The 23,082-nt window shown below is 56.4% G+C and carries 24 protein-coding genes; 8 read left to right on the top strand and 16 right to left on the bottom strand.

Features of this window, described 5'->3' with window-relative positions; all coding sequences use genetic code 11:
* The 3 genes from IB232_RS23280 to IB232_RS23270 form a co-directional block, all read left to right on the top strand.
* Window positions 1-572: hypothetical protein (locus tag IB232_RS23280; RefSeq protein WP_225592485.1), on the top strand; the 572-nt coding region annotated here is incomplete at its 5' end.
* Window positions 573-697: 125 nt separating this feature from the next.
* Complete coding sequence (locus tag IB232_RS23275; protein ID WP_192400887.1) at window positions 698-1,141, top strand: DMT family transporter; 444 nt, start codon at window positions 698-700, stop codon at window positions 1,139-1,141.
* A 229-nt stretch (window positions 1,142-1,370) separates the two neighbouring features.
* Window positions 1,371-2,174, top strand: coding sequence for an acyl-CoA thioesterase (locus IB232_RS23270; RefSeq protein ID WP_192400886.1), 804 nt, complete (start codon window positions 1,371-1,373; stop codon window positions 2,172-2,174).
* A gap of 275 nt (window positions 2,175-2,449) precedes the next feature.
* Here IB232_RS23270 and IB232_RS23265 read toward each other — a convergent pair whose 3' ends face one another.
* On the bottom strand, window positions 2,450-2,890 hold the full coding sequence (locus IB232_RS23265) for a hypothetical protein (RefSeq protein ID WP_192400885.1): 441 nt from the start codon (window positions 2,888-2,890) through the stop codon (window positions 2,450-2,452).
* A 194-nt stretch (window positions 2,891-3,084) separates the two neighbouring features.
* Between IB232_RS23265 and IB232_RS23260 the strand changes: the two genes are divergently transcribed.
* Window positions 3,085-3,483, top strand: coding sequence for an antitoxin Xre-like helix-turn-helix domain-containing protein (locus tag IB232_RS23260; RefSeq protein ID WP_192400884.1), 399 nt, complete (start codon window positions 3,085-3,087; stop codon window positions 3,481-3,483).
* A 20-nt stretch (window positions 3,484-3,503) separates the two neighbouring features.
* Here IB232_RS23260 and IB232_RS23255 read toward each other — a convergent pair whose 3' ends face one another.
* The 3 genes from IB232_RS23255 to IB232_RS23245 all read right to left on the bottom strand — a co-directional run bounded on the left by IB232_RS23255 (window position 3,504) and on the right by IB232_RS23245 (window position 6,626).
* Window positions 3,504-4,238 (bottom strand): hypothetical protein, encoded by a 735-nt coding sequence (locus tag IB232_RS23255; protein ID WP_192400883.1) that lies wholly within the window; start codon window positions 4,236-4,238, stop codon window positions 3,504-3,506.
* Window positions 4,239-4,305: 67 nt separating this feature from the next.
* Window positions 4,306-4,902 (bottom strand): DUF6088 family protein, encoded by a 597-nt coding sequence (locus tag IB232_RS23250; protein ID WP_192400882.1) that lies wholly within the window; start codon window positions 4,900-4,902, stop codon window positions 4,306-4,308.
* Between the two features lie 107 nt (window positions 4,903-5,009).
* Window positions 5,010-6,626 (bottom strand): TnsD family Tn7-like transposition protein, encoded by a 1,617-nt coding sequence (locus IB232_RS23245; protein WP_192400881.1) that lies wholly within the window; start codon window positions 6,624-6,626, stop codon window positions 5,010-5,012.
* Window positions 6,627-7,315: 689 nt separating this feature from the next.
* On the opposite strand from IB232_RS23245, the gene IB232_RS23240 reads away from it, so the two are divergent.
* The 3 genes from IB232_RS23240 to IB232_RS23230 are packed head-to-tail and all read left to right on the top strand — an operon-like array spanning window position 7,316 to window position 11,591.
* On the top strand, window positions 7,316-8,278 hold the full coding sequence (locus IB232_RS23240) for a hypothetical protein (RefSeq protein ID WP_225592484.1): 963 nt from the start codon (window positions 7,316-7,318) through the stop codon (window positions 8,276-8,278).
* Entirely contained in the window at window positions 8,275-10,278 is a 2,004-nt protein-coding gene (locus tag IB232_RS23635) for a transposase (protein WP_225592483.1), read from the top strand. The genes IB232_RS23240 and IB232_RS23635 overlap by 4 nt, the downstream gene beginning before the upstream one ends.
* Complete coding sequence (locus IB232_RS23230; RefSeq protein WP_192400880.1) at window positions 10,275-11,591, top strand: transposase; 1,317 nt, start codon at window positions 10,275-10,277, stop codon at window positions 11,589-11,591. The genes IB232_RS23635 and IB232_RS23230 overlap by 4 nt, the downstream gene beginning before the upstream one ends.
* A 166-nt stretch (window positions 11,592-11,757) precedes the next feature.
* Here IB232_RS23230 and IB232_RS23225 read toward each other — a convergent pair whose 3' ends face one another.
* The 3 genes from IB232_RS23225 to IB232_RS23215 are packed head-to-tail and all read right to left on the bottom strand — an operon-like array spanning window position 11,758 to window position 14,637.
* The gene (locus IB232_RS23225; RefSeq protein WP_192400879.1) at window positions 11,758-12,837 is read right to left on the bottom strand and encodes a hypothetical protein; all 1,080 of its coding nucleotides are present in this window, start codon (window positions 12,835-12,837) and stop codon (window positions 11,758-11,760) included.
* Between the two features lie 14 nt (window positions 12,838-12,851).
* On the bottom strand, window positions 12,852-14,324 hold the full coding sequence (locus IB232_RS23220) for a DNA-processing protein DprA (RefSeq protein WP_192400878.1): 1,473 nt from the start codon (window positions 14,322-14,324) through the stop codon (window positions 12,852-12,854).
* Complete coding sequence (locus IB232_RS23215; protein WP_192400877.1) at window positions 14,317-14,637, bottom strand: hypothetical protein; 321 nt, start codon at window positions 14,635-14,637, stop codon at window positions 14,317-14,319. The genes IB232_RS23220 and IB232_RS23215 overlap by 8 nt, the downstream gene beginning before the upstream one ends.
* Before the next feature lie 62 nt (window positions 14,638-14,699).
* Between IB232_RS23215 and IB232_RS23210 the strand changes: the two genes are divergently transcribed.
* Window positions 14,700-14,903, top strand: coding sequence for a hypothetical protein (locus tag IB232_RS23210; RefSeq protein WP_192400876.1), 204 nt, complete (start codon window positions 14,700-14,702; stop codon window positions 14,901-14,903).
* A gap of 14 nt (window positions 14,904-14,917) precedes the next feature.
* On the opposite strand, the gene IB232_RS23205 is transcribed toward IB232_RS23210, so the two are convergent.
* The 9 genes from IB232_RS23205 to IB232_RS23165 all read right to left on the bottom strand — a co-directional run bounded on the left by IB232_RS23205 (window position 14,918) and on the right by IB232_RS23165 (window position 23,078).
* Window positions 14,918-16,576 (bottom strand): DEAD/DEAH box helicase, encoded by a 1,659-nt coding sequence (locus IB232_RS23205; protein WP_192400875.1) that lies wholly within the window; start codon window positions 16,574-16,576, stop codon window positions 14,918-14,920.
* Window positions 16,573-16,965, bottom strand: coding sequence for a hypothetical protein (locus IB232_RS23200; RefSeq protein ID WP_192400874.1), 393 nt, complete (start codon window positions 16,963-16,965; stop codon window positions 16,573-16,575). The genes IB232_RS23205 and IB232_RS23200 overlap by 4 nt, the downstream gene beginning before the upstream one ends.
* Window positions 16,966-16,979: 14 nt before the next feature.
* Complete coding sequence (locus IB232_RS23195; protein ID WP_192400873.1) at window positions 16,980-17,570, bottom strand: hypothetical protein; 591 nt, start codon at window positions 17,568-17,570, stop codon at window positions 16,980-16,982.
* Window positions 17,563-18,699 (bottom strand): DUF5131 family protein, encoded by a 1,137-nt coding sequence (locus tag IB232_RS23190; RefSeq protein ID WP_192400872.1) that lies wholly within the window; start codon window positions 18,697-18,699, stop codon window positions 17,563-17,565. The genes IB232_RS23195 and IB232_RS23190 overlap by 8 nt, the downstream gene beginning before the upstream one ends.
* 239 nt (window positions 18,700-18,938) lie before the next feature.
* Entirely contained in the window at window positions 18,939-19,517 is a 579-nt protein-coding gene (locus IB232_RS23185; RefSeq protein ID WP_192400871.1) for a hypothetical protein, read from the bottom strand.
* Between the two features lie 146 nt (window positions 19,518-19,663).
* The gene (locus tag IB232_RS23180) at window positions 19,664-20,284 is read right to left on the bottom strand and encodes a hypothetical protein (protein WP_192400870.1); all 621 of its coding nucleotides are present in this window, start codon (window positions 20,282-20,284) and stop codon (window positions 19,664-19,666) included.
* Window positions 20,277-20,657 (bottom strand): ASCH domain-containing protein, encoded by a 381-nt coding sequence (locus tag IB232_RS23175; protein WP_192400869.1) that lies wholly within the window; start codon window positions 20,655-20,657, stop codon window positions 20,277-20,279. Before IB232_RS23175 ends, IB232_RS23180 begins: the two co-directional genes overlap by 8 nt.
* Window positions 20,654-21,121 (bottom strand): hypothetical protein, encoded by a 468-nt coding sequence (locus IB232_RS23170; protein WP_225592482.1) that lies wholly within the window; start codon window positions 21,119-21,121, stop codon window positions 20,654-20,656. Before IB232_RS23170 ends, IB232_RS23175 begins: the two co-directional genes overlap by 4 nt.
* Before the next feature lie 244 nt (window positions 21,122-21,365).
* A complete protein-coding gene (locus IB232_RS23165) occupies window positions 21,366-23,078 on the bottom strand; it encodes a DNA cytosine methyltransferase (RefSeq protein ID WP_192400868.1) in 1,713 nt (570 codons plus the stop codon).
* Window positions 23,079-23,082 lie beyond the last annotated feature (4 nt).

The raw sequence follows: 23,082 nt of genomic DNA, 5'->3' as shown, positions 1-23,082 counted from the left end.
AAATTGCATTGGGATCGAATGGAATTCGGCAGCTCCTTCAACATGAGCTTGCTATGTCTCAGCCTGTGGCAAATTTTGTTGCCCGGATTTCATATGGCCGTCGTCGCTTCAGCGTCACCGAGCTACTGGTTGATCGAGGCTCTGCAAGCGAATTCGTCGATTGGTTCCTCAAGCGTACAGAGCTGAATGACGAACTGGCGATGCTCGCTGCCTCTCCTGATCACTATGTCATTCAAACGAATGCTAACGGTGCTCAGGAGGTGATTGAGACCACAGGAGGCTCCCCGTTAGTAGGCAGGTTCATGATCGACTATCAGGATCTTTCCAGCCTTCGTTCCCCCCCCGATCCTGCGTATCCCTATCAAGCGGCAGGCGTAGCTAAGGCAGAAAACGGCCTAGTGATTGGTGGCGTGCGCCACCAGTTTCGTAACGAAGGGCTCGGCTTCCGAGCCAAGCTGACTGTCGAGTTCCCCACGATGATCATTCCAGGGGCTGTTTCTGCCCATCGCTGGCATCTTGCGAGCGAGTTTTCTAACTGGATCGAGGCGGCTTTTGCCCCGCTCTCGGACTAAGAGCATCTGTACGGGGCGTTCCATCCTGTCGCCCGACATTTCCCTGTACGCATTGATAAGTGACCCAGTGGAAGTCGAAGCCAGCATCTCCCTACAAACCACAGAGCCTAGTTTTGGAGAACACCATGCCCAACTGGTTGCTGCTTGTTATGCCATTGCTCGCAGGTTCCATGCTTACCCTGCAAGCAGGCATAAACGGGCTGGTTGCGAGAACCCTCCCTGGGGTACTCGCAGCATCACTGGTTTCATTCTCAGTTGGTGGAGCAGCCTTACTGCTGCTGGCTTGGGTGAATCGGGATTTGCCCACCTGGCTTGCCCTTAGAGAGATGAGTTGGTGGCAATGGGGCGGCGGGCTACTCGGCGCCCTTTTCATTGCTACCGCAGCCTTCTGCGGGCCTCGCATTGGGGCGGTGCTCTTCATGGCCCTGGTGTTGGCTGGCCAGCTAGGGATGGCTCTACTGCTCGATCACAACGGATGGGCTGGCTTTCGTGAGTCACCTATCACGGTTGGCAAGGCCGCGGGTTTGGTGCTCATCGTTAGTGGCGTTTGGCTCATTCGACGGGGCTAGAAAGAGACATCGGCAATGTCCGCTATTGGCGGATGACCTAGCAACAGCGCATCAGTGCGGTCTTGCAGGATGACGATCTGGCCTGGGTTTGCTGAGCCAGATCTTCGGTGGCGTTCTACTTGCTCGGGCGCTGGTCACACCCGATGTGCGTGACCGGGATTGCGCGGCTTATTCTCTGCACTAGAAACTCAACTGCTGAATCCTCATACCAACAGACGAGAAACCTGATATGTCACTGCATTCGTTGGATGCCGCCATCGCACTGAGCTCTATGCAGGAGGGCCTGTTACGCGGCCATTTCGGCGGTAGCTATGCCAACATGGTGGGGCCATTCGGCGGCATTATTGCCGCAACCTTGCTCAACGGCGTTCTGACCAATCCAGGATGCCTGGGGCAACCAGTTGCCATGACGGTGAATTTCGCCGGTGTTGTCGCTGATGCCGAGTTTGACGTGACAGTGCAACTCGCACGTGCAACCCGAACAACGCAGCACTGGGTGTTAGCGCTAAACCAGCTAGGAAAGACAGTGGTGACTGCGACGGCGATGACTGCGCAGCGCCCGGAGTCTGGCTGGCAGGCGACAGATCTGGTCATGCCGGAGGTGCCTGCGGTGACTCAGGTCACACGCCTGGACACGCGGATGTATCCGGGGTGGGCCAAGAACTACGCACTCCACGTCATTGATGGCGGTCTGCAGCCCGGTAGCGAACCCTTAGGGGCAACAACCCGCCTGTGGGTACGTGATGAGCCGCCTCGCCCGCTGGATTTCTTGTCTTTGATGGCGATCAGTGATGTTTTCTTTCCGCGAGTATTCGTGCGTCGTCAGCAGATGATGCCAGCGGGCACAGTGTCTCTAACCACTTATTTCCACGCGGACGCCGAGTCGCTGGCACGCCAGGGGGATCGTGCCCTGCTGGGCGTGGCACGCGCCAACCGATTCCATCGCGGCTTTTTCGACCAGTCGGCGGAGCTGTGGGGGGCTGATGGTGAGCTATTGGTGACCACTCATCAAATGGTCTATTTCAAGGGCTAAATGTGAGGCAATTGTCGTCTCTAGGACGTGAACTCTTGAGATACGCCCGGCCTCGTTATCGAATGGCAGCTATTGGCCGATTCTGTTGAAAAAGTCCCAGTGCAATTTCTGCCCACGAAATTGCGCGGCCGACATTGAAATCTGAGCAAATGCCGCCTCTGAACTACTCCAGATTTCGCGTGGCAGCACGCTAATCATCCGATTTTTAGAGACTGAGCAGGAGCCCCCGGCCAATGCCGACTTTTTCAACAGAATCGGCCGGAAGCGGACACGGCTCATGAGCGCTCACTAGCGGCCCATTCGGCTTCGAACCGGGCTCGGAGCTTGGCCTCATTAGCCTTACAAACATCCGCCATGCGCTGGGATTCTGGAATCTGGCAGCGCTGCGTTGGAGTGAAATACTTGGACCAAGCACCTTCCTTCCGTTGTTGCTCAGCTATGGCTTTTGCCTGCTCTGCTGCAAGCCGGTGATTTATCTCGGCCTGGCGCCTTGAAGCCTCTTGGTTGGCAGCGACCTCTTCGGGTGTCAGTTGGTGGGCTGCTGGAGGTCGAGTTGAGAGGTTGTGCTGCAACTGTTGCTGAGAACGGGATATCTCACGCTCCAGCCGGTACTCAGCTTTGTGGATGCGCAGCTGGTAAATGATCAGCGCGGTAATCACTGTGCCTATAACCCCAATTGCCCAGTGAGTGAAAGATTTTGGCTTACGTCGCCCCATTTTCTGCCTCCTTGCTCTGTGGTGTCTTTGCTCAAGCTGGTCTAAGGAGAAGTCGAGGCCGGCTCAAGCAATAGCAGTGGCGTCTGTGGGAGTGACTCCCGCTCCGGGCTGCGCTGTAGGCATGCTTGAGCGTGGCTTGCCCCCAGGGAATCTTAATCAGAAACTGGGCCATCGGACTTCGCTGGAGCTCGGTCATGGTAGCGACTATTCAAGACCACAATTTTTCGGAAGAGCAATGTGCTGTAGGGCTTACCGCAGCACTGAACGTCATAGACAAGTGGAAAGCCACACCGGAGCAGGCACGTAGCATTCTGGGTATCCCTGAAAGCACGTACGTATACGCGAAGAAGCAGCCCCTGGGTTGGTCCGTTTCCCTAGACCCAGAGCAGTTGCGGCGGATCAGCGTGGTCTTAAACATCCACGCTGCGCTTAGTGCTGTCTTCGACAATCAAGAAAATATCTATGGCTTCCCCTCGATGGAGAATCACAACGAGTTCTTCAATGGACGATCCCCACTTGAGGTTATGGCCAAGGGCGACCTGGTGTCCCTCAACGAAACGTTCAAGAGGATCGATTCGCTTCGAGTCTCTTAGTGGTGTCTTAAAGGGAGCTGCTACTGCGCCACAAGGCGAGGAGCATTTGGTGTTGCCTGAGCAACCTCCGGTTGTTGTGTCAGTGCTAGTTCCGCCAAAGCAATCATGCGGTCATAGCGGGCTAGAAAGTTGTGGCCTATCACAGCCATAAGGAAGATGAGGGGGTTGGCGTAGGCAATGGCCTGGATCCAGGCAGGCTGGCTATCGAGCTGTTGGAAGGTGACCAGCATAGCTACAAGCCCCGGCAAGATGCCTATGGTTTCGATGGGGCCCGCTACCAAGGCTACTCGCTGGGCGAGGCTTTTCCGGGCTTCCTTCAACTCCATAATGCCTAGCTGTAATTCAGGCTTTGGCAGCGCAGCGAGCTGAGGTAAATAGTCGCCATCAACGCGCAGTGGACGCTCCAGGTAATTATTCAGCAGGTTTGCGAACGGAGCATGAACTGCACTTCGGATTGCCCCCCGATAGAGCCATGCACCAAGCAGTGGGTAGGCAAGGATCACTATGTAGGTCACCAGCAGCAGTATGACGCTGCCAATAAGCAGGTCGCGGTAATCTCCCAGCCAAGCAGCAAGCGCAAGGGCCATTGAAATGGCCATTGGTGTTATGAAGCCAGCCCAGAAAACCCAGAACCCCACGCGATAGGAAGTGGTGGCCTTCTCTTGAATGCGTTGCTGCTTGAGCAGATCCTTTTCGGCCTGTTCGAGGTTGCCGAGGATCTCAAGGATTTTATGTCTCGTGGGTTGCATGCTCATCCTCATAAGCGAGCTCGTTGTCATAGTGGTAGACCGATAGCTTCTTGAGCCGACAACGCCCGCGACGCTATGCGGTTTCTAGCACCGCCCGCATCCATTTTGGCATTCTGCAGGCCATGAGCGTGGCTAGTTCATCAGGGCTGAGTGCCTTCTTGATGACGGCAGCACAGCTTGTGTCCCAACCGTCCTTGCCCAGGTAGAACATCGCGCTGAGGGCCATGCCGACCTTCGTTCCTGGGTGTTGTATTGCCACAGGGGGCGCATGAACGAGCCAGGTTTCCGACTTTCCATGGCGTATCTTTCTACTGGCCCCGCTGGTGTAGTAGATATCGACCATGGGCATTTGGGTGCTTAGGCCAAATCTCCTAACCGCATTGGCGCCATGCATTTGTAGTGTGTGGCGGCTTTGCTTGGCAATCAAATCCACAGTTGCCTTTTGGCTGGGGAAGACCCAGCCAACGTACTGAACCCGTTTCGGGCGCATGTAGATTCCGGGGTAAGCACGGACGAGTTCACCCCGGTTGACCAGTTGAGCAAAGGCTTTATAGACGGCGTTCGCTGAACCTAGCGTTGCAAAGAGCCTGATGCTGAATGGTCGTCCTTTTGGAAGGCGCCGAACCTTCTGCGCAACAAGGCGGGACACCGGTTGGCCAGAAGGAGCCATTGAGATCTCCTATAGAGCAATTTCTGAAGGCCTGGTTAGCCTATCTCTTCAATCGGCGTGTACCAAGCTGAGCAAGACGAGACCTTCGGCGCGGAGATAATCTCAGGCTAAAAACGCTGTTGCTTAAGCCTGAGCAATAGCGCCCTAGTTCGCGGGTACTGGTTGGTGTTCTGAAGGCAGCTGGATAGGGCTGGAACCAGCGAATGGATACTCTGCTTGTTGCAGGTGTGATCCGGGTGTGTAGAAAGCACTAGCTTCATCGCATTCTCGACAGATCTTTCTAGCTCAATGTCCCTCTCGCTCCAATCGACCTTCGAGTTATTCCCATTGCGGCCAGTGGGTAGCCTGGAAATTTCCTGAACCAGCCAGGCCTTGTCGTTTCGATAGAGCCACGCATAAAGGTTTGGGCCATGCGCGCGAACCACGCTGGCGCTTGAGTCCGGGAATTGCTGCAAAAGCGAGCTCCATTCGCTTCGATGCTTCAGTAGATCCTTTTGAAACTTGGCGGCGATCCAAGATTTCTGTGCCAGCGGCTCAGCTCTAAGCAGCTTGTTGACGGTAGAAATGGTGATGCTGAACTGGCTGCAGATCGAATGCTTCTGCGCGCCGCGACTGAGCATCCGTAGAATCTGTGCACGCATGGGTGGTTTGAGTGTTTTGGGCTTGAGCTTCTTGGCTTGTATTGGTTCGGACGGCTTCGCTGCCTGCGTGTCGGTGTAAAGCAGCTGCGGTGCATCTGGGTGCTCTGGCTCTTGGGCAAGACGATCGTAGGCGTCGATGAATGCGCTCACGTCCCCGAATAGCCACGTAATCATCACCAAATGCTTGAGCGGATGGCTATGTCCTCGCGGACTTCGAATGAGCTGCTCAATAAAGGTTGATGCCTTCTGCTCCGTGGTCGGTAGCGAGGTGAGCGGATGGAACGGCTGAAGGGGGGAGGTGTGCTGAACGAGCGAGGACGTGACTTGAGACGAGGTGGGGTTCCGATAGCCCACTTGGCTGAGGGCGTTGCGATAGACCGATCTTACAAGCAATGGCTCAAAGGATCTGCTGTTCCCTACTGAAGCTAGGTCGAGGATGGCGGTAGCTAGCTGATTCAGTGCCTCGAGTTCGATGGGTTCCAGATCCTCTGCACGTTGATGTGTCAGAGAGGCATGACCTGGGAGAGCCAGCTGGAAGCGTCCCGACCATGGCCGGTTATGAACGCTCTCTTGGAGCCATACCTTGTGAACTGGACATATCAGAACACCTGGATACTGGTGAGCAACATGCCAATAGGCCACTCCGTGCCGACAGAAATCTGAATCAATACAGCAGCTGCAGGCCTTCAAAGGATGCTCTGCACCAAAGCGTCCGGTGACCAAGCCAAGACGATATTTGATCGAACCTGCCCCTTCTCCCTTAAGCATCTGCATCACCGCCTGAATGTGCGGCTGAGATTGAAAGGGCAGAAACAAGGGAAGGATTGTGTGTTCGTGGATGATCGAGTCGGGATCACCCCATACCGACCTGATGCTAGGGCGCAGCGCGTTTAAGTTGTAGGCGAAGTCATGTGTTGCCGGTCGGCCAGGGGATTCGGATAGCAACCGAAAGGTGGCAGAGGGCTCGTGGTTTCCCCAGATAGCGTGCTGACGGCTGCAGATGCTGAAGAACGTTTCATCCTCAAGCCACTTTAACGTTATGTCCGGAGGCTGTATCTCTGAGGCGGGGTAGAAGCCTGACATAAATCGACCACTGAATAAGAGGTGATTTAGCGTAGTAAAAGGTCGGCATACAAGCAGATCATAAGAAATAAAAACGTGTCTGCAAAATGCCTATTATAAATTTGGGAATCTAGTGGATGCGTTATCGAGCGTAACTACGGGCCGGGAGGCAGGCCTAGGAAAGGCGCGAATTTTCTGGGCTTTGCGCCTCCGCCGGCGGGCCCCTATGCGCCGGCGGAGGCGCATGAAAGTTTAAACTTTTCTATTGTCAGCCCGGATTTTCAGGCTGTACCATGGCTAGCTTCGTCATTTATAGAGTGCCGATATTAGATACGCCGTGGATATGAATCCAGACGACTAAGCATTGGACCGTGAGCGGTGCAATGTGGGCCTAGCGAGCAGAAAAGAAGAGATATTTAATATGACATCGAGCTAGATACAAGGAGCTACGAGTCAGATAGACAAAGGCCCAAGTGCTACCTTGGGCCTCTGCGGGAAAGTCAGATTTGAGTGCCTGACAAATCCATTGTCTATCCGCTTCGTGCGGGGCGTCAAGCCCTGCACGGCTCCGTTCATCCTCAGAAAAGTATTTATCGTGAGCAGCGAGCCTTAATTGTGCCTGCTCGCTATAGAAGGATGATTCGCTACTGCGCAGGTCACATCTTCAAAGTGTCGACCCGCATAACGTGAATGGCACTGGAAGTCCTGATATGAAGCCTCAGCAGAGATACGACCAGATCGTAAGCCGGCAAAGAAACTTCGAATGGGGCGACCCTTACGTCCCGTCCACGCTGGCAGTACCTAAAGAGGCCCCAAAAGGGTCTCGAGTTAGCAGGTTGAATAGTCGGAAGCTCGGGCGGGCAATTCACGCACTGTCCACTCCCGAGCGTGTGTTTACTCAGCTCGCCCTATATCACCCCGCACTTCTTGATATTCATGAACAAAAGATGCTGTCTCCTGTTCAGACGGTTCATCCTTTGCGTGGCCACCCGCTATCGACAGAATCATTCCCGCCACCGGTGCTTGGAACCCTAAAAGTTGCGGAGTCCATTGGGTTTGATCACCACGTCATTGTCTATGTTGACAAAGATGGAGAGAGAAAGAGAAAGCCATTTCCTTATCAGGGAGATCTTTTGCTGTTCTTGACCGATAGTACAGGCAAACCTTATGCCGTGAATTGGTCAGTAAAAGACACAGAGTTAGCCTTCTCGGAAAGGCGAAGCACAAAAGCTAAAACCCCAGCCCAACAAAAGAAAGATAGAGAATACGCCACTAAGCGAGTACTGCTTGAGAGTGAATATTATGCAAGCGCCGGCATAAGGACTCTTCAAGTATCACTAGATATGCTTACTAAATCCCTCGAAGCAAATCTAGACCTGCTGTTCGGTATGCATGTCGTGCCAATGACACATGATCAGTTGCTCTTGGATGATTTCAGCGATGCTATACAACGTGCATATTTTGAAGGAACACCTGTAGCAAAATTGGCAATTGACTATGGGGTACGCTGGGGGCTTAGAGATCAGTTCATTGCAAGAATATATCAAGATATTTGGGATCGTAAGCTGGCCGTTGATCTTTATAAGCCAGTTCTAATAGATCATCCTCTTAATCATGAAGAGAGAGATATCTTAGTTGCTTACAATGATCTGTTTGAGGAATTCGGCGCATGATGGTTGGGGCAAGAATTATTGCGCCTGAAGGCTTTCAGTGCTTCTCAAAGGGAGTTACTTACCACTTTCTTAATAGTGACTCCACGGCCAATCGTGTAAGGCTGGTCTACTTTGATGATAGGTCAGGGGATATTACTGCTGAGCTCATAAATATCACGCAAGTTTGCTTTGAGGAGGCTTTAGAGGACGATCTGCTAGTAGAGGATGGGGTTGATTTGATCCCGCCTTGGTTGGAATCAATGAATGGCTACTCTATTGCGCATTTGGAAAGTCGTCGGATTTCTAACAAAGAGAACTACAATCAGAAGGTTGATCGTAGATATAGTGCAATATGTGAGCTTGTGCTACGGCTTGATGAGATTTTGGCAAGTGCCAATCCAGATGCAATTATCAACGCCCATGCGAAAACGCAAATCCCTCAACAGAATGCAAAAAGATTGAGGCTCTGGTTCTACAGTTACATTGTATTTGGATTCGATAAGTGGGCACTTATGCCGTTATTGCATCGCATTGGTGGCTGGAATCGAGAGGGCTATACAAAGACGAAGCACGGCAGGCCATCCTATAAGGGGCGTAAGTCGGGTTACAACTGCACTTCAGATATGAAGGAAAAAATTCTTGCCGGCGTTCTTAAGCACAAAGATACGCATGGGACCTTAAGGAAATTATATAGAAAAGTGCTAGCGAATGAATTTGGCTGCGTAGCTATAGATAAAGAAGATACTACAGTTTTTATTCATCCAAACAGTGAGCCATTCCCATCGCAGGGTCAATTCTATTATTGGATCAGAAAACTAGTAGATTCAAAGTCACTAGCTTACGAACTCAAGGGGCAATACAAGGCGAAGGCTCAATCTGGGTCGATGGGTAGTTTTTTTGAGGGCTTGACGAACCTATGCCAGGAGGTTGAGTTCGATGGCTACACCATCACCGAAAAACTCTCGGGCATCACCGAAGGCAGTGCCGTAGACGGTTTCTGCGTGGTTCGGGCCGTCTGCGGTCTATCCGGTGCCGTAATAGGTATAGGGTTCGCAGAGGGTAAGGAAAACATGGACGCCTACAAAATGGCACTGTTTTCAATGGCTGTAGATAAGGTGAAGTTTTGCGAGCTTTTCGGAATGAAAATTAAGCCCGAGGAGTGGCCGTGCTTTGGCCTACCAGCCGGTATCGTTTTCGATAGAGGGCCAGGCGCAACCTATAAGTCCGAGCTAGAGATCAAATGGTTGGGAAGTATCGAGTTACCGCCATCTCATTCTGGGCAGTCCAAAGCTACTGTTGAGTCATCCCATCCAAGAGATAAGAAGAATTTAGATCAACCAACCTATTTCCACAGCAACTTAAATTTTGTGCGTATGGCATGTCGTGAACTACATCAAGTTCTATTTGATAACCGAACATCTGATGCTAGCGGCAGAATGACCGAAGAGATGGTTATTAATCGGGTTAGGCCAACGCCTCATGGTGTTTGGGCATACTTAGATAGTCGCGGCCGTAATCACGCAAGAGGGATGCCATTTGATAAGGCTGTTAGGACATTTCTGACGGAGCATCCAGTCTCGATCAAAAGGGATGCCGTATATTTTTATGGTAGAAAATATAGGTCAGATGCACTTGTGCGCACTAATATTTTCGATCGGGTTGCAAGAAATGGTGTGATAAATAGCTATGCATACTCCCTAGTGATGTGTGTGCGGCATATTTGGATTGAAGTTGAAGGACTGCTGTATGAGCTAGATTTCTTGATCTCTGCGAGCACTCCAGAGGGAAGCGTGGACATAACTTTATCTGCGCTAAGAGAAATTCATGAGATGAGCCTTGCAGGAAGGGCCGCGGTAAGAGATGAAATTCCGGCAATTGAGCAGAGTATTCACGATCGCTTTAAGAAGGCTACTAGCGAGGACTGGGATAGTGGTCAGCGTAAGCAAGGCCGCCCCTCCAAAGCAGGAGCCGCGAGCCGCGATACGGATGACTTCAATCGCTTCAGAGGCAAGGCTAAGTGAACGATAGTGTTAGTGCCCGGTTTGACGAATTTCTAGACCTAGAAAAAATTCGTCAGCTAGTGACTGTTACACCTGATGCTTTGAGGAGCTTAGAAAGCTTGGATGCGTTAGTTGCTGCCGACACCTTGGAGAAAAGTTTAAAGGCTATATACCTGCCTAATGATTTTATCCTTGGATTTATTAAAGAGATGTACGCGAAAGCCGCACATCATAGCGAGTGGCTATTCTCCAATGAAGCGGAATACATTGCGCGTATTTATAACCCTCCAGCTACAGAAATTTTCCCAGTTTGCTTAACTGGGCTGGCTGGTGTCGGGAAGAGCCAAGCTATTTCTGCCCTACAAAAAGTACTGCCGTCACCTTTTGACTTCGAGTGCGCTCACTTTCAAGGGTGCCTGAGTTTGGTATCCTATTGGTCCACAAGTGCCAGAGGGAAAGCCGGTGGAAGGCAAATGTTGGCAGACTTAATTGGCGCCAATGGTGGTAATGCCTCAAAGCTGCTTGTTGAATGTCGGCGCCGTGCAAATCGTGATGGTGTTTCATTAGCTCTACTGGATGAAACTCAGCATATAAATACCGGACAGGGAGCCTCCAAGGTCACAGAAATACTACTGACAATGGCAGCCATTGGTCCGCCAATGATTTTTGTTTCTAACTACAGCCTCATACATAAGCTGAACCGCCGTAATGCTGAGGACAAACACCGTCTGCTTTCTGAGCCGAGAATCATGCATCCTGATGATCCTGGTAGTGGGGCTTGGAATAGTTACATTGTTGAGTGCTTCAGGGTAGCTGGAGACCGTGTGAAGGGTTCAGTCGATGAATTTGCGCAGGAAATTTACCGCTCGACATTCGGTATAAAACGCTCCGTCGTTCATATTCTTAAGCAGGCCTACATAGCGGCGCGTGGCGCTGGGCGCGAGTACCTCACGGTAGGTGACATCAGCAAGGCCTATCACTGCCCTGCGTACGCAGCTTACAAAAATGATGTAGAGATACTGCAGCTCATAGCCCTGCAAGGCCCCAAAGCACGCAATCGGTTGGACCTGATCTGTCCGTTCAATCTTCCTGCTACCTCGAAGTCCAATGTCGTGGCTTTTGTGCGTGGTGAGCGAGAGTCCAAGGTTATCAACAATGTTTTTGAATCGTCCCTCACAGAAGCAGAGCGGTCAGGTCTCGAGAAAATCAAGTCGGACCAGACAACTCCCCCCCGACCTAAATCCCCGCGTATGCCTCGCTTGCCTGAGGCCACGATAGACGATCTGGCAAGTGCCTTTCTTGAGGACGTCTCGGCACCCCCAACAAAGCCATAAAAGGCTGGAAAGAAAAGTCTTTAGAAACAGATAGATAGCTTCGTGCGACAGTTTTTATTTTTAAGCTTCTAGCCGGTGAAGCTGATTTTTGGAGGTTGCGACAGTTTTGCGATTTTGATTGCCAGGCCTGGAGCCCGCGGATTTCGGGGGGTGGCCGCGACAGTTTTTATTTTGTAAGACCACAACTCGGCAGTGGCGCCTCACATTCACTCGCGGGTCCTGAGATGCCGGCCCATTCCCCACGAAAAATTTCGTCCTCTACGCGCACCGGCCGACCAGTGCCGTCTTGCAGGCAGAGATCGCCTCCCTCGGCAACGATGATCCCGCATTTCCCTGTGAAGCGATGCTGAAGGGTCTGGCCCCGGGCGACACCGAGTTGTACCTCCTTCAGCGCGATCAGCGCCCCTTGCTCTTCAGCATGGAGTTTTTTGAGTTGGATCTCCAAGCTGCGGATCTGCTCTTGGATAGGCGCCTTCTTTGCTCTGTAAGCCTCGGCAATGGCCCTGCGTGCGACCAGGTGCTCGTCGCTTGGCATGCCCGCACTGAATAAGCGTAAGCGCTCCTCCTGAAGGTCGAGCAGGAGGGCAGCAACACTGCTTGGAAACTGCGGGAGCGGCAACGTGCAACCATCGAAAGTCAGGTCGCGGCCGGCGAGCAGTACCTCCATGGACAGCGCGGTCTCGCGTACATAGTCCATCGCTTCCGCATCGAGCTCTGCATGCTGAATTGCTTCGAGCTCCAGGTCGTATTCGGTGACCAGGTAGAAATCCCCTCGGGTTTCCTCGTGGCCACCTTCATAGCGCCAGAACATCGGCTCGATGAACCAGGACGGACCTTGCCCGCCCTGGATATCGTCGACCAGGGCACCGGCGAATGTAGGGGAGTCGAAACGATGGACAACCAGGTAGCCGTTTTCTTGCCCGATCACTGCGGCCAGAGAGCCCTCACGAGGAGCGCTGTCGTTGTCCAGCCCGTTTTCCTGGGCCCAGGTGCGCCATTCGTCTTGCAGGTCAGCTGTCAGCGTCGAAGCTTGAAATGCCGCGCGCCTGGCCTTGGCCAGGTAGAGGTCATACTGCATGCCGCGGGCGCTAACCGCCGGGCCATCGTCGCTGCGAGCGCTAAGCGTTGCCCAATAGCGGTTGATCTCCTCGACATGCTGCCGCGACAGATCAACGATGCGCTGGTCGCACTCAGCCATCGTGATGTCGGCGAACTGACTGGGGAAGGGGAGGCGTCCGTTACGCATGGCTGGCTCCTAATTCAGGGGTAGGATGGGGCGGCAGATTGCAGATCGAGTTCCTTGCGCTCTTCCTTCGCCAGGATCGCCCGATCGCGCACCACGGCTGCAGCCTGCAGAGCAAGCTCCAGATCGTCCGAGGCCTCTTCCTCAACAGCGCGACGGTAATATGGGCTCGCGTCCATGCCATCCAGAATGACCTGCAGCATGTCTTGCTCGCTCGGTGTCCCGTCGAATCCGTAGTATTGGACCAGGTGCTTGCGGGCCAACGCGTACGCGCTGTTATCGCGGCGCATCTGGTCGGTGATCTTCTCCAGCCTGACGATGGCGTCGTTGAACTGGCCGATCTCCTCCAGGGCGTCGAGATCGTGTTCCTGTGCCGCCTGGGCCTGCAGCTCAGCGACCTTCGCCTCGACCGCGGCCGACTGGGGGCCGGTCTGAAGCGGGGTAGTAGGACCCGGGTTAATCCAGACGGGCTCTTGCGCTGGGGTGCGGTCATTTCGCATGGCGTCGGTCTCCTGGCCTTGGGTTGGCAACACGTTGGCGGCAGGCAGCTGAGCGCTGTCCTGCAGATATTGGGAAATCTTCACGTAGTCCTCTCGACCGAAGATGGTCTGGATCTCAGCGAGGCGCTCCGCCTCACAGCGGAACAACTCGCAGATGTCCGAAGGCGAACCCTGGGACAGCATGCGAGGCACTTCGACGGCAGGGTTGTCGCCGGCGAGATCGGCATCGAGTGGCGCGGGCACATACAGGCGGCGGCCGTAGCGCAATGCGGCTTTTGCGGTGTGCATGCTCCCACCGTCTGGCTTGCTCTGAACCATGACAACGGCCTGGCTCAATCCAGCCTGGATTCGGTCTCTTTCGAACAGGCGTCTTGGCACGAGCGGAGTACCAAAGGGGTATTCGCTGACCAGGGCGCCGCCTTGGCCCAGGATCCGCTCAGCAAGCGCCGCGTGCTCGCGCGGGTAGATGGTTTGCAGCCCATGCCCGAGCACCGCCACGGTGTGACCACCGGCATCGAGCGCGGCGACATGCGCTGCAGCATCGATACCAACGGCCAGGCCGCTCACGATGGACACGCCAGAGGAGGCGAAGTGGGCCGCGATCTTGCTTGCCACAACAGAGCCCCGCGGAGTTGGGGCGCGGGTCCCGATTACAGCGAGGGTGTTCTGCAGGGGCAGCGCACCTTTCACGTAGAGAAAGAACGGAGCGTCTGCGGCCATCCCCAGCAAAGCTGGGTAGCCTGGCCCACCATGGGTGAACAGCTGAACGCCCGCTTTGATGGCTTGCTCGCGATCGGATTCAGCCGCTCGCATTGCTGCATCCCACGCTCCGGCCTCAGCCAGTGCGCGGGCAATACGCGGGTCGATCGCGCACAGGTCAGCAGCACCCATGGACTCAACGCCGTCTTGGGCTGCAGCTTTGCGCAGCGTTGCAGCGCCGACGCCTGGAAGCCAGCCGAGGGCGATAAGGGTGGTCAGTCGATCAGTCATGGGGCAGGACCTCTTCCAGATAGGTTTGCCGACGGTCAGAGGGGTACTCAGAAACACCGTCGCGCGGAAACTCCGCGTTCAACTGCCGATGCAGCCCCAGAAGCGCAGCCAGGCTGCCAATAGCGATGAATTTCACTTCCTCTGGGTCGACGAGCGACTCTCGCAGCGCGATGTAGCCTTGGTCGACGCAGGCGACCTCAGCGCTGCAGCCGCCACTGTCCAGGTGGAAGAAGTGTTCCTTTCCGCCCTTGGCCACCTGATCGGCACCAGTGATTGCGAAGAGGCAGACGGATTCGGGTTGCGTCGTGCTCATTTGCCAGATGCGCTCCGTAGTGACAGGCTTATCGAGGTTCCTCTGAATCTGCAGGAGAGAGTGTGAGGAAAGACGAATTGCGTGAGCTTCTGGAGAAGCGCACGAAAATTTTCGAAGATGTTTACGGCGGTTCGGTAACCACTTATGCAGCAGAGCCTACGCCAGAGCGTAAGCCCTGGCGGAAGAGGCCCAGCCTGCTCGATGAGGCCTTTCAGGCCGAAATCGACAAGGAAGAGCAGCGCCAGGCATCGCTGCCTGAGCCGTAGCAAGACGGCCGGCTTCACGCCGCCGCCTTACGTTTGAGGAACTGCTCGGCCAGCGCCTGGATCCGGGACTTGTCGGAGTGCCGTTGGGTGAGAGGAGCATTTGGGTCGACGATGCCGGAGGACTGAGACGCCTTGAGGCCGAGCAGCTCGACCATAGGCGGGTCGGACCCGTCATCGCTGTTGAGGTAGATGGCCGTGACCTGTTCTTCCTGGCCTTCCCGCTCCAGCCGGCCGATCACCTGCTCATGGATTTTCGGAGACCAATCAAGCTCCCCGAAGATAACCGTCGAACAGCGGTACTGAAGCCCATCCAGTCCAGCGCCTGAGCGCAAGCTCATGATGAACAGGTTGGTTTTGCCAGAGACGAAGGCCTCTTTGGCTTCGTTTTTCTGCTTGTCGCTCTCGCTTCCGGTGTACATCACAGGATTGAAGTCGGCCAATTCCCGGAGCCAAATGTCGTAAACATCGCGGTGCCAGCCCATCAGCATGACGGGCACCTCGGCCTCCAAGAGCAGCCTGGCGTACTGAGCCACAAATCGTGCCTTGGCCACGCCTGTGATCCGCCGCATGAGCAAGTCAAGCTCCCGACCAGCGCGACCGCGCTCCATGAAGGAGCCCTCCGTCGTCCTGATGGCCAACTGGCGGGCCAGCTGCTCGACCGACCGAAGCGTCTCCGAATCGGAGCCAACTTCTTCGACGATCACATTGAGCGGCGGCATCTGCTGGCCAACGTCGCGCTTGGTCCGACGCAGGAAGACTTTCTGCTCACGAAGATAGGTGCCGAGGGCTTGAGGGTCTTTGACCTTCTTGTCGCCATCTGTCCACTCGCGCATGAATTCCTCGTGGTTGCCGAGTAACCCCGGATCAACCGCCTGCATAATGTTCCAGAGCTCGACGCCGTAGTTGTAGATCGGGGTCGCAGACAGCCCAAGCCGGTACTGCACGCTGTTGGCCAGGGCATGAGCGGCTTGGCCCTTGCCACTCTGGGCGCCAGTTCGGAGCTCCTGGATCTCATCGAAGATGGCAGCCTTGAAGAAACCGTCCTGGAAGGTGTCGATCCAGCCAAGCAGCTGGCTGTACTTGAATATGTAAACGTCTGCCGGCGGCAGGTCATAGGGCCGTGTGCCCTTGATGCAGTGGATGGTCAACTCGGTGAATCCGCCAAGCTTCTCGGCCCACTGCCGTTGCAGGTGGGTCTGGACAACGACCGCTGCAGGTCGGGTCTCCATGTGCAGGATCAGTGCGGCGGCCGTGTAGGTTTTACCGAGACCCACGTCGTCGCCCAAGAGCAGCGATTTGCGCGCGAGCGTGAGGTCGACAGCTTGGCTTTGGTAGTGCCGGATCACGCACCCAGGCCGCAATCCGACAGTTTCAGAGGGGCTATATTCGGGACGGAGAATCTCCTCCATCCGCGCCTGCTCGCGCTCGAAACTTTGCCGGCCCCAATCCAGCGCCGCGGCATCCGCCGGCGAGATGGTCAACGGGTAGCGAGTCGTGAACCAGGAAAGATCTGCGCAATGGGCAAGATCATTGGGGAAGAAGTATTCGTCGGTCACCCACTTTGGAACGCGCGGGAAGAGTTGCTTGAGGCGGATCGCCACATGCGGCGCTACGCCACGCATGGCCCACTGGGAACCATCGACCAGAGCGAGGTGGCCATAGCTTCGATTCATAGCCAGCCACCTCCCATGGATACGACCGCCGCCGGCTTCCCATTGATCGCTGAGGGCAGCCCCATGGCCGTCCCTGTCATCAGCAGCAGGCAGTCGACGATGCCATGCTCCGCGTAACGCTCAAGCTGCCGAAAGATGGCTTTGCGTTGTGCCCGGGTCTTCAACTCCAGCGCGACGGTGATCCCCTCGACCTTCACGAGGAAGTCAGGGATATCGCTCTTCGACAGAGGCTTTTCGCGCTCGAACTCAAGGCCCGCAGCCTGCAGGGCTGATTCGAGGTCGGCCTGGGCGCGCTTCTCCAGCGCCATATCCAGGCGCAGCCTGGAACAGAAGTCCCCCAGCCTGGCCAGGGCACGCTCTTGCGGTGAGTAGGTTTTCTCGGCGTTCATGGGTATCCCTGCCCTCAGTGCTTGGTCTTTCCTTCAGCCATCAGGGCAGCGATCTCCTCAGGCGGGACTGCGACAAGCTGGACACCAAACGGCAAGGAACCGGTGCCTTCGAGGAAGGCCAACAGCATGTCGAGCTGTTGCGCCTGAGGCTCTGGAAGGGTTTCGAGCAGCCGCTGGCAGCGCTGCAAGGTGTGGACACGCCGGCGCATGTTCTCGTACTGGCCGCGAACATCGGCATGCCGCTGTTTGAGATCCTCGTTGCTGCACGCTTCCAGCTCTCGGCGGTCTTCTTCCACCAGGTGGTAGATGGTGGGCTCCTTGTGTGAGCAGCCAACAGTGCCGCTCCGGGCCCACATCGTCCGCGGGGTCATTTGGGATGCCAGTCCGAGAAAGTTCAGGCCAATGGCCAGAATCTGGTCACGCTGGATGTAGAAGGACCGCTCTTCCATCGGGCCGACGCCGCCAGAAGCGTTCTTGCTACGGATGACGACATTCACGGTGTCGAACATCGGGTCCTGGGCATCGGCGATATAACCGGAACCACCCTCGACCGTGACGAACTTGTTGCCGATCGCGAACTTGAGGTGCACATCGCGCTTAGCCATTGGCTTGCTCCGAATCCAGGGTAGTGGGGTAACCATCGAAAAGCTGCCCGGCCAACATGCGTCCAGCGGCATGCTTACCGACGCGCAGCATGGGCAGCGCGCCGTCGGCGGTACTGGGGCTTTCAAAGCAATGCACCGTGCCGTTCTTCGCCACGATGAAGGCGGGGACACGTTGGGCACGGCCCATGGCGGTAGAGAACTCCTCGCCGTCAAGCGGCGGACGCCATTCGCCCCACTGCTTGAACAGGAACGGCACGCCATTGGCGCTACATTGATCGCGCAGGGCGACAACCCAGTTCGGGTTCATCGGACGCGCATCACGTCCAGACTCACCACCAACGACCACCCAGTCGATGCGCTGCAGGCCTGCGTGGCTGGGGTTTTCTCGGGCCATATCCGTGCACCCGCCGCATCGGCACAGGATGTCGCCCGCCGGCGTAGCCAAAAGATCCACAGGGCCAAGCAGCGGCTCCATCGACAGCCAACGAACGGCCGCAGGCGACTGGAGCAGCAGGGGGATGCGCTCGTTAGCGGCGTCCTGATTTTCAACAGAGACGCCCAGCCAAACGTTCTTCACGGGCCAACTGCTGCGATCAGCCTCACTGGGGCGGCGGGGGCGCAGGCCGAAGCTACCGCGCAAGGCATCCAGGGAGTGGCGCAGGATGTCGGAGACACCATCCGCGCCGCGGCAGTTTTCGACTGCGCGCTCCCACGAGAAATTGCAGAGGTAGTCCTTCATGCGCTGGGGGCGCTTGGTCAACACCTGGAAGGTGTGTTGAGCGGCCAGGGCCATAACGACGAAGATGCGGTCAATGGCCTGTTCCGAGACATTCTCGTGAAACAGGTCCGACATGCTGTTGACGAAGATCAGGCGACTCTTTTGCCAGCGCAGCGGTTGATCGAGCACGCTGTCGACTGTCTTGATCGTGCCGTTCCATTGACCCCCTTTAGCCAGCAGCCCGTCATAGGCCCCATTGCCTTCCGGCACATGGCGGCCGCGATCCATCGCAATGACTCGCGCCGCCACGGCTTCGGCATAGCAGTACCGGCAGCCTTCACTTACACGCGAGCAACCCCGGATAGGATTCCAGGTTGCGTCGGTCCATTCGATCTTCGTCTTATCAGCCATGGCTCACCATCTGAATATGCCAACATATAGCCGATAGTAAAGCACGACGATTTATAAAATGCGATTACTTTTAGCGAGCCATCGCTTGTCCAGTAGTGGCCGTATAGCCGGGTCGATCCCTCGGCCGATCGCCGGCGTCCTGCTGCTGCAGGATCTACGGGAGAGGCAATTAAACATCGGAGCAATACGGGGAGCGGAGCGCCTGTCAGGCAGAGCCCTGAGTACGTTTCCAGGCGGGGCTAAAGCTTGAGATCGAGGTCAGCCCATTCAACAGGCTTGCCTTGGGGGAACCGCTTCAGGTGCATCGCCAGTTGCGCGGCCATGCCGGTGATGAAGACCTCAATCGGAGGTGTTTTTTCGCTCTCGAACAACATGGGTCGCATCACTAAGTTGCCGTCAGGCTCTCTCCAATCAGTCACTACGAAGTGAATTCCTGGTGTTTCTGTGAGGGACGGTAGGTGCTGCCAGGTTTGAGTGGTGCGGGCGAAGGCCGCGATTGAAATACAGAGTGGCTTGTACAACTCGTGGAGCTCGGCATCATTGCCGGCAGCAGCCGCATCGTCAAACCCTGCGATTGCGCTGCCGAGCAGATGGTTGGGCTGGTAGCCAGCTTGCTTAATCCGCTCAATGACCCCGCGTTCTTGCTGAAGGTCTCGAAAGAACTCAGCGTTCAGCTGGGTGCCCAACCGGGGACCATGTACAAGGCTGATTGAGTAGAGCCACACCCTTACTGCGCTTGGATCCGGCTGGGCCTCAAGCAAATGCCAGCCGCTATCCTCAATGGTGGCCTCCAGGCGCCGGCGAATCGCTTCACTCATGTCCATCGGTCATCCCCATCGCTGGCCCACTCACAGCGACAATTACCCTAACGGCAGAGTCTAGCCGATATGCCCTCTACTTCAGCCAGGCCCCGACAGGGCGTTCGGGAGCCTAACAGGCGGATGTCGGGGCAGGGGAAGGACTGTCACGGCCGGTTATCCGCGCCGCAGTTGGGGCAGTCCTGATAAACCTGGACCTGACTCAAGAAGCGGCCGCAACCGGCGCAGTTCGATAGGTAGCGGCGCAAGCGCTGACGTTTGATTTTCGGCAGCTTCAGGTGCACGCCCCGCAAGGCCTCGCGATGATTCATGGAACTCACCGAAATCAGGCGCCGGGCCTTGCCTTCAATGTAAGAGGCCTCCATCGGCGTGACGTGGAACTCGTCCGCGAGCAGATCGCTGATCTCCTCACGGGTGAAGGTTCTGGCCTTGCCGAGGTCACTGGATCGCGAGAGGCTCCGGGTGAGCCAGATCAAGTCGTTTCCGTTCCAGTCCCCTTCGATGTAGGCGTAGAACGCTTCACCTTCGGCGCCCTCGTTCTTGTGCACGTACTGGCAGTCCACCCCACGATGCGCGCGCTCATCGATGTAGGCCGCCGGCCAGGGCAGATCCGTTTCACGGCTCTCGAACTGTTTCAGGGCGCGCTCGCGCGTGAAAAGCTCCGCCCGATCTAGGCTGGTGGTGTAACCAGCTCCGTCCTTTGCCCACCACATTGCGCCCGTACCGACATTACTGCGGCTGTCCTGCAGGTAGAAAAGGTCAGACATTGGTGTTCACCTGGTAGTCGATATCGAAGAGGCCAAGACGGCCCTTGCACGGCATGAATGGAAGAGGGGTAGCCGCGCTCATTTCCAATCCGTATTTGCCGAAAAACCACGGCGAGTCACTTTCATCCACGCAGCCGATGACGGTGACCCGGCCTACGACGCCACCACGCTCAAGCGCAGCAAACTCCGGGAGGTCAACGCCAAGCTTGCCGCACAACGAAAGCGCTTCGGCGTACTCGTCCTTCGTCATGCCTTGGGACGCATGGATCAGAAGGTCACCACGGTATTGCGTCTTCCATGAGCGGTTTTCTATCGGCTTATGGCCATGGACAATCAGCCAGGCCCAAGGCTGCCGAACGCTGAGCGCTTTCATGCAATAGCCTCCTGCTGCGGGGTGGCGGCAGGCTCCGCAGGGGCGGAGACCAGCCCGAGACGAACTGCAGCCGCGCGGACGAGCAGGATGTCTTCTTCGTAACCCCAGGGGTTGTTGAAACCGTTGTCCATCACAGGCTGGAAGTAGCCATAGCGAAGGCGGGAGCCAGCCAGCACATGCCGGCCGATGGACTGCAGCAGTCCTTTGAGCGTTCCTCCATGCGAGAATCCAGACCAGTCTCCCTCCTTCGAGATGTTGATCCGCTGTCCGGTGTAATCGTCATGGAACCAAACGATCGTGCCCCGCGGATTCAGGGCGAGGAAGCCGTTATGGCCAGCCCCTCGATCCCTGAAGAAGTGGCGACCACAGCTAGCGATCACCTGGATGAATTCGTTCGCCGCGTTGCAGCGTTGTACGCGCATCTGCAGCGCAGTTTGCTTCCTGCCGTCTTGCACGCTGGTCATCCGTTCGCTCCTTCTTTCACCCACCGGCGAACCTTGAGTTCGCACCCAGAAATCAATGCAACGCCATTGGCCATGCCAATGTGCGTGGCGCGGCGCTTGCAGCCACAACTGCACCGCCGGCGCGACGTAGACGCCACCGGCTCCGCGTAGCGGATATGCCCCGGTAGCCCGCCTACTTGCCCCCAGCCACTCGTTCCGCCGCGCATGGCGGCAGAACGGGCAGCGGGGGAGAGATTGTTGAGGTTCATGCTGCAATCCTCGACAGTTGGCGCGCCTTCCAAGGGTCGTTGCGGCGGGCGATTGCTGCCATCGTTCCAGGGCTGACGCTGTTTCCGCACATGTGCACCTGCTCGGTTTTCGTGAAACGCCGGCCGTCATGGCCGTGCTCGATGATGTAGCAGTCAGGAAAACCTTGGGCCCTGTACAACTCGCGCGGCTTGAGCATCCGCAGGCAGATATCGACGATGATGAAGGGTGTGCCATCAATCCATACCGTGACCCGGGCAAGCTTGGCCGCAACGCTTTCGTTGGCCTGGGCATCTTCTCCCTCCAGGTAGCGGCTCAGGAAGTCAGCACACCAGAGCGCTCCGTCCAACTGCTCGACGCTGAGCCCTGCATCAACCAGACCTGCAGTAACCAAGGCGTGGTGCTCGGCGCCAGTCTGCGTGCCCATGGGAGCGTCTACGCTGCTACCGGTAGATCCTTTTCTCAGAGTTACCAGATTGGCAGTTACCAGCTGCTGCTGACTGCCGGTACGGGTTACCGCGCTGATCGGCGCGTCTACAGGGCGGCTGTGGGTTACGTTGTAACCACCATTTGCCTGGGCCAAGAATGCGGTAGCGAGTCCGTGGTGCTGGCCACCGGCGCTGACAACGTGCAACGGATGCTCTACAGGCCGAGAGTCACAGTTTCCCCTGAAATGGACCAAGCTCGCTGAAGCCAGAGCGAAGGCCCCGCCCCTCGGCCAAGCGGTAATCGTATTGAGCGGCTTATCCGAAGGGAGCACCGCCTCCCGAGACCAGTTGGCAATCGGAACGATGAAGGGTTTCCCGCGGCCCAGCACCTCCTTCTTCATGCCTTTGGCGATTCTGCGATTGGTCGCTTCAGCCAGAGGCTTCTTCCTGTTGCGGATGGACTGCCCCAGATCGCTCCAGTCAATGCATTCCGCAGCAGTCCGATAGGGTTTCAGCCCCTTCTCCGGCGACTCGGCATGTGTCTTCTCTGGCTTCAGAGGTTCATACCCGTCCGCCGTGGCCACCAGATACAGGCGTTCCCGCGTAGTGGGATCGCCGTAATCGCAATTTTTCTCGACCCAGTAGTCCACCTGGTAGCCCAGGCCCCGCAGAGCATCGAGGAAGCGGCGCCAGGTACTCCCTTTACGCTTCGGGTCAGGGATCAGGAATTGCTCATGACGAGGCACTCGTTCACCAGGCTCAGCCACGGTGCCATCGAGCCGAACAACCCGACCGGTAGCTGCATCCCGTTTCGCGATCAGCGGTCCCCAGGCCTGGATCTGCTTCACGTTTTCCAGGCTAACCAGCCAAGGCCCTTGCCCTCGCTTGCGCAGCATGCCTGCCCACTTGATCACTACCCAGGACAGGTCGCGGATTTCCTTCTTCCGAGGCTGCCCACCGGCGGCCTGGCTGTGATGGGTACAGTCGGGTGAGGCATGCAGCCATCCGACAATTCGCTTCATCACGGCAGCCAGTGGATCCACGGCCCAAACATCATTCTGCAGATGCTTGGCGTGCGGATGGTTTGCCGTGTGCATGCTGATAGCAGCAGGATTGTGGTTGATGGCAATGGCCACCTGGCGGGCAAGGCCGATTTCGAGGCCGGTGCTCGCGCCGCCGCCCCCGGCGAACAGATCCACGACGATGGCGTCATCCGAATCGTCCAAGGCAAGGCCATACTGGGTGTTGAAGTCGAGCGGAGCGGGCTTCTTCAGCGAGGTCATAAGG

This window comes from Pseudomonas sp. PDM15 (genome assembly GCF_014851565.1).
Classification (GTDB): domain Bacteria; phylum Pseudomonadota; class Gammaproteobacteria; order Pseudomonadales; family Pseudomonadaceae; genus Aquipseudomonas.
This window is presented reverse-complemented; position numbering and strand designations above follow the sequence as displayed.

Excerpts from the sequence above, each read along its gene's own strand:
- IB232_RS23275 (WP_192400887.1), top strand. The coding sequence starts at position 698 with ATGCCCAACTGGTTGCTGCTTGTTATGCCATTGCTCGCAGGTTCCATG.
- IB232_RS23270 (WP_192400886.1), top strand. The coding sequence starts at position 1,371 with ATGTCACTGCATTCGTTGGATGCCGCCATCGCACTGAGCTCTATGCAG.
- IB232_RS23265 (WP_192400885.1), bottom strand. The coding sequence starts at position 2,890 with ATGGGGCGACGTAAGCCAAAATCTTTCACTCACTGGGCAATTGGGGTT.
- IB232_RS23260 (WP_192400884.1), top strand. The coding sequence starts at position 3,085 with ATGGTAGCGACTATTCAAGACCACAATTTTTCGGAAGAGCAATGTGCT.
- IB232_RS23255 (WP_192400883.1), bottom strand. The coding sequence starts at position 4,238 with ATGAGCATGCAACCCACGAGACATAAAATCCTTGAGATCCTCGGCAAC.
- IB232_RS23250 (WP_192400882.1), bottom strand. The coding sequence starts at position 4,902 with ATGGCTCCTTCTGGCCAACCGGTGTCCCGCCTTGTTGCGCAGAAGGTT.
- IB232_RS23245 (WP_192400881.1), bottom strand. The coding sequence starts at position 6,626 with ATGTCAGGCTTCTACCCCGCCTCAGAGATACAGCCTCCGGACATAACG.
- IB232_RS23240 (WP_225592484.1), top strand. The coding sequence starts at position 7,316 with ATGAAGCCTCAGCAGAGATACGACCAGATCGTAAGCCGGCAAAGAAAC.
- IB232_RS23635 (WP_225592483.1), top strand. The coding sequence starts at position 8,275 with ATGATGGTTGGGGCAAGAATTATTGCGCCTGAAGGCTTTCAGTGCTTC.
- IB232_RS23225 (WP_192400879.1), bottom strand. The coding sequence starts at position 12,837 with ATGCGTAACGGACGCCTCCCCTTCCCCAGTCAGTTCGCCGACATCACG.
- IB232_RS23220 (WP_192400878.1), bottom strand. The coding sequence starts at position 14,324 with ATGACTGATCGACTGACCACCCTTATCGCCCTCGGCTGGCTTCCAGGC.
- IB232_RS23215 (WP_192400877.1), bottom strand. The coding sequence starts at position 14,637 with ATGAGCACGACGCAACCCGAATCCGTCTGCCTCTTCGCAATCACTGGT.
- IB232_RS23205 (WP_192400875.1), bottom strand. The coding sequence starts at position 16,576 with ATGAATCGAAGCTATGGCCACCTCGCTCTGGTCGATGGTTCCCAGTGG.
- IB232_RS23200 (WP_192400874.1), bottom strand. The coding sequence starts at position 16,965 with ATGAACGCCGAGAAAACCTACTCACCGCAAGAGCGTGCCCTGGCCAGG.
- IB232_RS23195 (WP_192400873.1), bottom strand. The coding sequence starts at position 17,570 with ATGGCTAAGCGCGATGTGCACCTCAAGTTCGCGATCGGCAACAAGTTC.
- IB232_RS23190 (WP_192400872.1), bottom strand. The coding sequence starts at position 18,699 with ATGGCTGATAAGACGAAGATCGAATGGACCGACGCAACCTGGAATCCT.
- IB232_RS23185 (WP_192400871.1), bottom strand. The coding sequence starts at position 19,517 with ATGAGTGAAGCGATTCGCCGGCGCCTGGAGGCCACCATTGAGGATAGC.
- IB232_RS23180 (WP_192400870.1), bottom strand. The coding sequence starts at position 20,284 with ATGTCTGACCTTTTCTACCTGCAGGACAGCCGCAGTAATGTCGGTACG.
- IB232_RS23175 (WP_192400869.1), bottom strand. The coding sequence starts at position 20,657 with ATGAAAGCGCTCAGCGTTCGGCAGCCTTGGGCCTGGCTGATTGTCCAT.
- IB232_RS23170 (WP_225592482.1), bottom strand. The coding sequence starts at position 21,121 with ATGACCAGCGTGCAAGACGGCAGGAAGCAAACTGCGCTGCAGATGCGC.
- IB232_RS23165 (WP_192400868.1), bottom strand. The coding sequence starts at position 23,078 with ATGACCTCGCTGAAGAAGCCCGCTCCGCTCGACTTCAACACCCAGTAT.